Source organism: Bacillus sp. D48C, from assembly GCF_053345735.1.
On the sequence record NZ_JBKFAQ010000004.1, the window covers coordinates 411,104 to 419,849 of the forward strand.

Sequence of the window (8,746 nt, forward strand, 5' to 3'; positions counted from 1 at the left end):
ATTCATTCGCCTACTTTAAAATATTTTCGAATAGCTCATCGGCCGGAACGATTTCTTTCGTCATTCCTTTATCTTTCAGCCATTTATTTTGTTTTTCCCATGATTCTTTTGAATCTGATAAAAATGGCTCATCTTTCGTTTCCATCTTCTCTAATAAAATTTTCATACTTTCTTTTTCAACTTCTGGCACAAGCGGGAAGTTTTCTTTTTCTTGATGATTTAATAAAATATTTAATGCTTCATCTGGATTTTTCTTCATGAAATCATAGCCTTTTTTCGTACCACGTAAGAAGGCTTGCAACGCTTCTTTATCTTTTTTCAACGTTTTATCACCTGTTACAAATACAAGCTCATGATAATTCGGTACACCATAATCTGCTGGATTAAAGTACGCTGGTTCATGACCTTCATGACGCATAACAGGTACTTCATGGTTAATGTATGCCCCTGTTACCGCATCCACTTTTTTCGTAATTAATGCTGGTACTAAATCAAAGCCAACATCGACTACTTTCACTGTATCTGGATTACCACCAGCTTCTTTTACCATCGTTTTTAAATACATCTCACTTAAAGGTGTTCCAGAATATCCAACTGTTTTCCCCTCTAAATCTTTTGGCGATTGAATGCCTGCTGACTTCAGTGATACAACATGATTTAATGGGGAACGTACGACAGCTCCAATTGATTTCACTGGAATTTGTTCGTTTGCTTTTGCCATAACAACATCTGGTTGATAATATAAGCCAACCGTTACTTTTCCTGCAGCTGCTAAAGTTAATGGATCAGTCGGATTAGAAGGGAATTTAATATTCACCTTTACTCCTTCTTCTTTAAAATAGCCTTTTTCAATTGCTGCATAAATAAAGCTATGTACCGCATTTGGGTACCAATCAAGCATGACCGTTATTTCTTTTTCTTTTTTACTCTTATCTGATGCTGAATTACTAGAACATCCAGCAATCATTGCAACTAATAATGTAAACACAAAGATGCGTTTTAATAATTTCATGAATGCTTCCTCCAACTAATGAATTTCTTTTCTAATATCGAAATAAGGATGACGAAGAAAATAGCTAGTAATGATAACAATACAATGGGTGCAAATACACCTGCTCCGTCTAACTGCGTCATCATTCTTTTACTGAAATATCCTAACCCAGCTTGCGCACCGAGCCATTCGCCAATTGCTGCTCCGATAACACTAAGCGGAACTGCGATTTTTAAAGCTGAGAAAAAATAAGGAAGAGCAGACGGCAATTTTAATTTAAGAAAAACATCTTTTTTCGTTGCCCCGTATGTAACTAAAAGCTCTTCCCATTCTTTTTTCGTACTGCGTAGTCCATCATACGTATTGACCGCAATCGGGAAAAACGTAATTAAAACCGTAACAACGACTTTACTCCAAATCGTATATCCAAACCATAAAACGAAGAGCGGAGCAAGCGCTGTAATAGGAATCGTTTGTGAAGCGACTAATAATGGATAAAATGCTCTCTCCATCCAATTACTCGCGTTCATTAACATCGCTAGCCCTACCCCAAGTACGATAGAAATTGCCACACCTATTAAAACGACATATAATGTTGCCGGCAAATGAACCGTAAATAATATATCTTTTAGTTTCCATATCTTCATTACAATCGCAGACGGTGACGGTAAAATGTACATTTCATCTACGATCCTTGCGCCTACTTCCCAAAAGGCAAGTAAAATACTAGAAAGTGTAAGGGCAGGTAATAGCTCCTTCAACCGGTTCATCATACGAGTACCTGCCTTTGTAACATACTAAGAAGCTCATCTTTAAGCGCTAACACTTCAGGTTTATATAAATCTTTTCTTGTTCGATTACAATCAAGCGGTACAACCCTCTCGGTTAAAGTAGTTATCGGTTGCTGCTCTACTACTAAAATTCGATTAGAAAGAAACAACGCTTCTTCCACATCATGAGTGATAAATAAAATTGTTTTTTCCCACTCTTTCCATTGTTCAAACAGCCATTCTTGCAAAGATGCCTTCGTTAAAGCGTCCAACGCGCTAAACGGTTCATCTAACAACAATACCTCCCCACCTGTTAATAAAGTCCGAATAAAAGATACGCGTTGTCTCATACCACCAGATAAATCTTTCGGATATTTTGTCTCATACCCTTGTAAGCCAAATTTATGTAGCAGTTCCTTGGCCTTTATTTGTGCTTCTTTCTTCTGTACACCTTGACACTCTAGCGGCAGAGCAGCATTCTCAATAATCGTTCGCCACGGCAGGAGCATATCTTTTTGGGGCATATACCCTACAGGATGGCTCTTCGTTTCTGTCAGCTCTATCTGCCCAGTACTTACTTCTTCTAAACCTGTAATAAGGCGAAATAGAGTACTTTTCCCGCATCCACTCGGTCCGATAATACTTACAAACTCTTTATCTTGTATAGAAGCATTTAATTCATTGATGATTGGTTTCTCATCATAATGAAAAGAAACATTATGAAACTGTAGTATGTTCTTGCTCCTCAAATCCCCACATCTCCTTACGATAGGACATATCCCAGAATAAATATTCAAATCGACTGGAATATAGGAAAATCTCCTCTAATTGATCTAGCTCTTTTTCAGACTTTCCAACTGCCATTTCATTTAATAAATCGATTAACCAAATACAAAGGTTACCGTATTCTTCAGAACTATATCCTTGAATCCACTCACCAAAGAACTCATGATCTCTTGCTCCAGAAATATCATTTAAACGCTTTCCAATTTCCCAGTAGCTCCACATACATGGAAGAAGTGCTGCTATTAATTCCGCAAGTGTGCCATTTTGAGATACAGACATCATGTAATTTGTATAAGCCAAATTTTTAGCAGATGGCTTTGCAGACTCTATCTCCTCTATAGAAATTCCCAGTCTTTTTGCATATTGTTTATGGATTGTCATTTCTCCATTTAATATGCCATCAATTTGTTCAGCAAATTTCCCCATTACTTGTGGATTTGTTGCTTTTACAACACCAATCGCATATAGCTTTGCATAATCTAACAAATATAAATAATCTTGAATAATGTAATACTGAAACTTATCTTTTTCTAACGTGCCATCCCCCATACCTACTACAAACGGATGATTATGACTCATCTCCCAAACTGGTTGTACAGTTTCTAATAATCTATCGCAAAATTTCATTTCGCTATCCCCTTCCGGTATGTGTATTTAAATAAAAAACCACTTCTAAATAAGAAGTGGTTACAGCAAATAAAATTATAATTTATTCGTTGCTCCACTTCCCTTCGCTAGTATTACCTAGATCAGGTCTGTAAGGGTTAAGGATTATTCCTCTCTCAGCACAACAAGCACCCCTAGTGGTTTCAATATGAAATTTTTAAACAAAAAAGCCCCGTTTCTATACGCAAAGAAACGGGGACTTATTATTAGTGTCCGAATTGCTTCCCTACGCTAGCATAATCTAGATCAGGTAATGAAAAGGATCAAAGGCTTACGGCCTACTCTCAGCTGGCAACACCAGCTCTCCTAGCAAACTATGAAATTATCACTGTCAGTATAACATCGTAATAAGACATCATCAACTGTTTTAATTTTCTCAATTGTCAACAAAATAACAAAACTATATAATACTTATATTCTATCTTAGAAATTATTATCCTAATTAATTGGATAATAAGGAATCATTATCCTCAAAAAATTTATTTTTATATTGATTTCATATTACATTTATGTGAATACACCCACTATATTATATCTTTATACTATAATAAAATTACAACTATACAACTAGAGGAGGTCTCTATTATATGAATATGAAAGCTACTGCTTTAACAGCAACTACTGTAGCGATTGCTTCTTTACTTCCTTCTATGGGTGAAACAAATGTACAAAAAGCAAACGCTGAACAATTATCTAATATTAAAACTGGGTATGTCAAAGTCGATCAAGTAGCATTACATACAGAAGATAGCGTAAAAAGCACATCAATTGATACAATTCGCTTTAATACAAAAGTGAACATCCTTGAAATAACTAATGGTTGGTATAAAGTATCTGTTCATAATAAAGTAGGTTATGTACAAAAAGATGCTATTTTACTAAAAAACAAACTTCGATCTAATGATCAATACATCGTCAATGCTAATGCATTGAACGTTCGCTCCGAACCTAATTTAGAATCTTCCATTTTAGATGTATTACCAAATGGCAAGTTCATTACCGTTCAAGAAGATCAAGGCGAATGGTATAAAATATCACATAATGGCCAAACAGGTTACGTACAAAAAGCATTCATCTCTAATGGTTCACAGCCCTTAGTAAAAGGAATCACCGTTCAAAATAATACAAAATATACTGTTGCAACACCTAATCTGAATGTACGTAGCAACACTAGTACAAGTAGCGCTCTACTCGGTTCATTACAAAAAGGTACACAAGTACAAGTAGTAGAAACTGCAGGAACTTGGTATAAAATTCGTTTTGGCACAGGATACGGATATGTAGCAAAACACTATGTAGTACAAAATCAACCACAAGCCAAAACAGATCAGCCTTCATCTATTCCAGCTGCTTTCAAATTCCCTGCTCAAGGAAGAATTAGCTCAACCTTTGATATACGCTGGGAACAAATGCATTATGGTATAGATATTGCAGCTCCAGGGAACGTCTCTATCCAAGCTGCTGCTGCAGGTAAAGTTGTGAAATCTTATTATTCAGCTAGCTATGGCAATGTTGTTTTCATTGCGCATCAAATCAATGGGAAATTATATACAACTGTTTATGCTCATATGAAGGATCGCACTGTACAAGCTGGTGATCAAGTACAAACTGGACAATTAGTAGGTCATATGGGAAACACAGGTCATTCATACGGGCAACATCTTCATTTTGAATTACATAATGGAGAATGGAATTTTGAAAAAACAAATGCAGTAAATCCACTGCCATATTTAGTTAGGTAAGTTGTATGCCACGCAATATACCTCTTATAATTGAATACGTAGCCTTTTTAGGTTTAATCTGTTGTTTAATCATTTACAATACAAACATTGTATTTTTATCTATTATTATTGCTTTTGTTGCATTAGAAATTATGATGGAATCATTTCAAGTGCAACTAAAACAAAAAATTGCCCATATTTATAACGCTATATTTCTTTTGAGTGCTCTCATAACAAATATAATTAGTAATGGCTTTTATTTATCTACTGTATTTCCAATATTCTTTATGGCTGTTTTATTATTTGTAGCTAGATATATTAATGTCCCTTATAACCAAAAACAAGAACAAGAAGCTTAGAAAGAGGAGACACTGTGTACCAATCTTTCAAAGATACTCCAATAAAATACATATTGAATTTGTATAAGAAAGCCAATACTTTTTTTGGTATACAAGGAAGTTATACTGCACAACTTCTCCTATATGGAATGTTGTTTCTTGTCTTAATCACTTTCTCCTTGTTTTACTAACAAAAAAGGATCTCACATAAACTGGAGATCCTTTTTAATTTATATTAATTTTTCATATCGAAAATATTGTTTATCCACAAGCATATTTTTCATAAATAAAGCTCAGATTATATTTTTTCTCTAAGCTCATTCGTTGTTCGTCATCGCACCAATAGAAAAGAATATCATGAATCGTTGCGTAACGCTTATTTTTAAGAAATAGCCTAAAGAATGATGGTAAACAATCATGTAATTGTATAAATATATAATTGCGTAGTGTTTCTTCTTTATATTCAATGCCCTTACAAATATACAGTAATTCTTCACAATAATATGCATGCTGTGGAACTTGTATCATTTCGAAAAATGGCACATAAGATAGTAGCTTTCCAATAAAATGACCGTATCGATCCATTACTCCTAGCGTCATATGCTCCATCATTTCTTTCATCACATATAAATAATCATCTACATGAGTTGTCTTTAACGGGTCTAAGCGATCGGAAATTTGAGATAATACAGCTCTTTGACATGCTAAAACTGCCTGACTAGGTCCATAATATGATAGGAAATCTGTACACTTACGATATTTACGTAATAAATCATGTGTATATAAATCATATACGAAAGTATTACAATACATTGCTAAACTCATCATATCACTATTTAATTGCTCTTTTGATAATGATTTCGCTCTCTTGCACATATAAAAGAATGTAAACTCCAATACTTCTTTATGAGATAATAAATGTTTACAATCGGTTATACATTTCTCATTAAATTTAACTCTATCCCAAATTTCAATATCCCTATCTGTCAGTTCACCTATACGATATTTAATAATTAAATAGTTTAAAGCAACTGATTGCGTCAAAAGATCCCATGTTTCATATTCCAATGAAGTATGAACAAACTCAGCTAATCCTTGCGCTATCATAAAAGCATTTGCCTCTTCATACCAACCAATCTCTTGGCATAAGCGAAGAATACGCACTAAAGTTGGAATTTCATCTTTATGAAACTGCGGTAAATTCTTTACTTTATTCATGCCATATACGATAAATGCCGCTAAATTTTCTTCTTTATAAAATTCTTTCTCTTTCCATACTAATATAGTTCGTTCTTTCCCCTCACCTTTTGGGTGACAAGGTACAAGCAAAGAAAATAATTCAGCGAAATTATTTGGTTCTATATATGTATCTGTAACCAAATTCCAATTTGGATCGCCCTGTACAGCCTTCATATAATTCCCCTTCCCTTTTCATCTATGTAGGAAATATTAATTTAATATCGAACCATTAAAAATTAATATTGTTATATTCAAAATCTCTCATAATACTTATATCTATCAGTATATCATCTTTTCTCTTATTAAAAATTAAGAATAACAAATTTTAATAAACTGTCGAAATTATTCACCATATACTTATTATATAATGCCTCAGATACATCACGCTAATATATTAGTTTAATCCATATATACTAGAATAATGCATCTGAACTTTATATATAATTTAGCTCTTTATGAGTGACCATTAAAATCTCGGTTAATTAAAGTTTCAATTTATTCTGTATGCTCTGAGATTTCGCTCAAGGCAAATCCAGCTTGATCATCTGCCGATTCCCTTATAGCTAAATCTCCTAGTGCTAACATGCCAATAAGCTGACCACTATCAACTACTGGTAACCGTCTAATTTGATACTGTGCCATTAGCTCTGTAGCCTTTTCAATAGAATCATTTGGAGAAACTGAGATAATATTTGTTGTCATTACATTTGTAATTTTATTAGATCCAGGATGTTTTTCAGCAATTCCTCGAACAACTAAATCTCGATCAGTAACAAGCCCAACAACTTGCTCATTTTCAACAACAGGAATTAATCCAACCGATTCTTCCTTCATTTTTACAGCTGCCTCATATACATTGTCTAGTGGTGTACAATGTACAATATGGGTACTCATTAAGTCTCTAACTTGTGTCATTATTTATTTCCTCCTTTTTATACATACCATAGCTTTTCCAAAATTCCTTTATTTATTTCTGGAAAGTAACATTATAAAAAGGATTAACAAAATAAAAAAGAGCCAGCATAATGCTGACTCTTTTTTGTATGACCCGTACGGGATTCGAACCCGTGTTACCGCCGTGAAAGGGCGGTGTCTTAACCACTTGACCAACGGGCCATGGCTCCGCAGGTAGGACTCGAACCTACGACCGATCGGTTAACAGCCGATAGCTCTACCACTGAGCTACTGCGGAATAATATATGGTGGGCCTAAATGGACTCGAACCATCGACCTCACGCTTATCAGGCGTGCGCTCTAACCAGCTGAGCTATAGGCCCATATACTTACAGGGGCAGTAGGAATCGAACCCACACTGGAGGTTTTGGAGACCTCAGTTCTACCTTTAAACTATGCCCCTAAATGATGCCGGCTAGAGGACTTGAACCCCCAACCTACTGATTACAAGTCAGTTGCTCTACCAATTGAGCTAAGCCGGCATAAAAAAAAATGGTGGCTCGGGACGGAATCGAACCGCCGACACGAGGATTTTCAGTCCTCTGCTCTACCGACTGAGCTACCGAGCCAACATAAATGGCGGTCCCGACCGGGGTCGAACCGGCGATCTCCTGCGTGACAGGCAGGCATGTTAACCACTACACCACGGGACCATTTGGTTGCGGGGACAGGATTTGAACCTGCGACCTTCGGGTTATGAGCCCGACGAGCTACCGTACTGCTCCACCCCGCGACAATATTAAATTTAAAAAATGGAGGAGGTAGAGGGATTCGAACCCCCGCGCGACTCTCGCCGCCTGTCGGTTTTCAAGACCGATCCCTTCAGCCGAACTTGGGTATACCTCCATGAAGGAAAAATAAATATTTTATTATTATATGTCTAAACCATTTAAAAGAAAATGGAGGAGGTAGAGGGATTCGAACCCCCGCGCGATTCTCACCGCCTGTCGGTTTTCAAGACCGATCCCTTCAGCCGAACTTGGGTATACCTCCGAGACATATATTAAATAAAGTGGAGCCTAGCGGGATCGAACCGCTGACCTCCTGCGTGCAAGGCAGGCGCTCTCCCAGCTGAGCTAAGGCCCCATGTTTTTTGGAATATCGGGAAGACAGGATTTGAACCTGCGACCCCCTGGTCCCAAACCAGGTGCTCTACCAAGCTGAGCCACTTCCCGTTAATAAAAGCGCGCCCGAGAGGAGTCGAACCCCTAACCTCTTGATCCGTAGTCAAACGCTCTATCCAATTGAGCTACGGGCGCATATGGTGCCGAGGGCGGGGGT

At 36.5% G+C, this 8,746-nt stretch carries 8 protein-coding genes, 13 tRNA genes and 2 riboswitches; of the genes, 2 read left to right on the forward strand and 19 right to left on the reverse strand.

The features are described 5' to 3' along the window. Positions 1–10: 10 nt before the first annotated feature. The 4 genes from ACLBXA_RS14025 to tenA are packed head-to-tail and all read right to left on the reverse strand — an operon-like array spanning position 11 to position 3,174. Positions 11–1,012, reverse strand: coding sequence for an ABC transporter substrate-binding protein (locus ACLBXA_RS14025; RefSeq protein WP_000771335.1), 1,002 nt, complete (start codon positions 1,010–1,012; stop codon positions 11–13). Beyond that, entirely contained in the window at positions 1,009–1,761 is a 753-nt protein-coding gene (locus tag ACLBXA_RS14030) for an ABC transporter permease (RefSeq protein WP_002162925.1), read from the reverse strand. The genes ACLBXA_RS14025 and ACLBXA_RS14030 overlap by 4 nt, the downstream gene beginning before the upstream one ends. Then, entirely contained in the window at positions 1,761–2,510 is a 750-nt protein-coding gene (locus tag ACLBXA_RS14035; RefSeq protein ID WP_001256821.1) for an ABC transporter ATP-binding protein, read from the reverse strand. Before ACLBXA_RS14035 ends, ACLBXA_RS14030 begins: the two co-directional genes overlap by 1 nt. Then, complete coding sequence (gene tenA / locus ACLBXA_RS14040) at positions 2,479–3,174, reverse strand: thiaminase II (RefSeq protein ID WP_000666835.1); 696 nt, start codon at positions 3,172–3,174, stop codon at positions 2,479–2,481. Before tenA ends, ACLBXA_RS14035 begins: the two co-directional genes overlap by 32 nt. Before the next feature lie 82 nt (positions 3,175–3,256). Next, positions 3,257–3,359: riboswitch (TPP riboswitch) on the reverse strand. Between the two features lie 60 nt (positions 3,360–3,419). Beyond that, a riboswitch (TPP riboswitch) is annotated at positions 3,420–3,531 on the reverse strand. Between the two features lie 269 nt (positions 3,532–3,800). Between tenA and ACLBXA_RS14045 the strand changes: the two genes are divergently transcribed. Together ACLBXA_RS14045 and ACLBXA_RS14050 are read left to right on the forward strand one after the other, a co-directional pair. After that, a complete protein-coding gene (locus ACLBXA_RS14045; RefSeq protein WP_001056038.1) occupies positions 3,801–4,955 on the forward strand; it encodes an SH3 domain-containing protein in 1,155 nt (384 codons plus the stop codon). A gap of 5 nt (positions 4,956–4,960) precedes the next feature. Continuing rightward, complete coding sequence (locus ACLBXA_RS14050) at positions 4,961–5,293, forward strand: hypothetical protein (protein ID WP_001137820.1); 333 nt, start codon at positions 4,961–4,963, stop codon at positions 5,291–5,293. 240 nt (positions 5,294–5,533) lie between these two features. Here ACLBXA_RS14050 and ACLBXA_RS14055 read toward each other — a convergent pair whose 3' ends face one another. From ACLBXA_RS14055 to ACLBXA_RS14125, 15 genes are all read right to left on the reverse strand, one after another. Continuing rightward, the gene (locus tag ACLBXA_RS14055) at positions 5,534–6,685 is read right to left on the reverse strand and encodes a DUF3965 domain-containing protein (protein WP_000648916.1); all 1,152 of its coding nucleotides are present in this window, start codon (positions 6,683–6,685) and stop codon (positions 5,534–5,536) included. Positions 6,686–7,006: 321 nt separating this feature from the next. Next, entirely contained in the window at positions 7,007–7,426 is a 420-nt protein-coding gene (locus ACLBXA_RS14060) for a CBS domain-containing protein (RefSeq protein WP_000195542.1), read from the reverse strand. A 129-nt stretch (positions 7,427–7,555) separates the two neighbouring features. Further along, positions 7,556–7,627 (reverse strand) — tRNA-Glu (locus ACLBXA_RS14065). Position 7,628: 1 nt separating this feature from the next. Then, positions 7,629–7,703: transfer RNA gene (locus ACLBXA_RS14070), tRNA-Asn, on the reverse strand. A gap of 8 nt (positions 7,704–7,711) precedes the next feature. Further along, positions 7,712–7,788 (reverse strand) — tRNA-Ile (locus ACLBXA_RS14075). Between the two features lie 9 nt (positions 7,789–7,797). Further along, positions 7,798–7,868 (reverse strand) — tRNA-Trp (locus tag ACLBXA_RS14080). Between the two features lie 6 nt (positions 7,869–7,874). Then, positions 7,875–7,947, reverse strand: a tRNA-Thr gene (locus ACLBXA_RS14085). 11 nt (positions 7,948–7,958) lie between these two features. Beyond that, positions 7,959–8,034, reverse strand: a tRNA-Phe gene (locus tag ACLBXA_RS14090). Positions 8,035–8,042: 8 nt separating this feature from the next. Next, positions 8,043–8,118: transfer RNA gene (locus ACLBXA_RS14095), tRNA-Asp, on the reverse strand. 3 nt (positions 8,119–8,121) lie between these two features. Further along, positions 8,122–8,198 (reverse strand) — tRNA-Met (locus ACLBXA_RS14100). Positions 8,199–8,218: 20 nt separating this feature from the next. Continuing rightward, positions 8,219–8,311: transfer RNA gene (locus ACLBXA_RS14105), tRNA-Ser, on the reverse strand. Between the two features lie 54 nt (positions 8,312–8,365). Beyond that, a tRNA-Ser gene (locus ACLBXA_RS14110) sits at positions 8,366–8,458 on the reverse strand. A gap of 20 nt (positions 8,459–8,478) precedes the next feature. Continuing rightward, positions 8,479–8,551 (reverse strand) — tRNA-Ala (locus tag ACLBXA_RS14115). A 15-nt stretch (positions 8,552–8,566) separates the two neighbouring features. Further along, positions 8,567–8,640 (reverse strand) — tRNA-Pro (locus ACLBXA_RS14120). A 10-nt stretch (positions 8,641–8,650) separates the two neighbouring features. After that, positions 8,651–8,724, reverse strand: a tRNA-Arg gene (locus ACLBXA_RS14125). Positions 8,725–8,746: the final 22 nt, after the last annotated feature.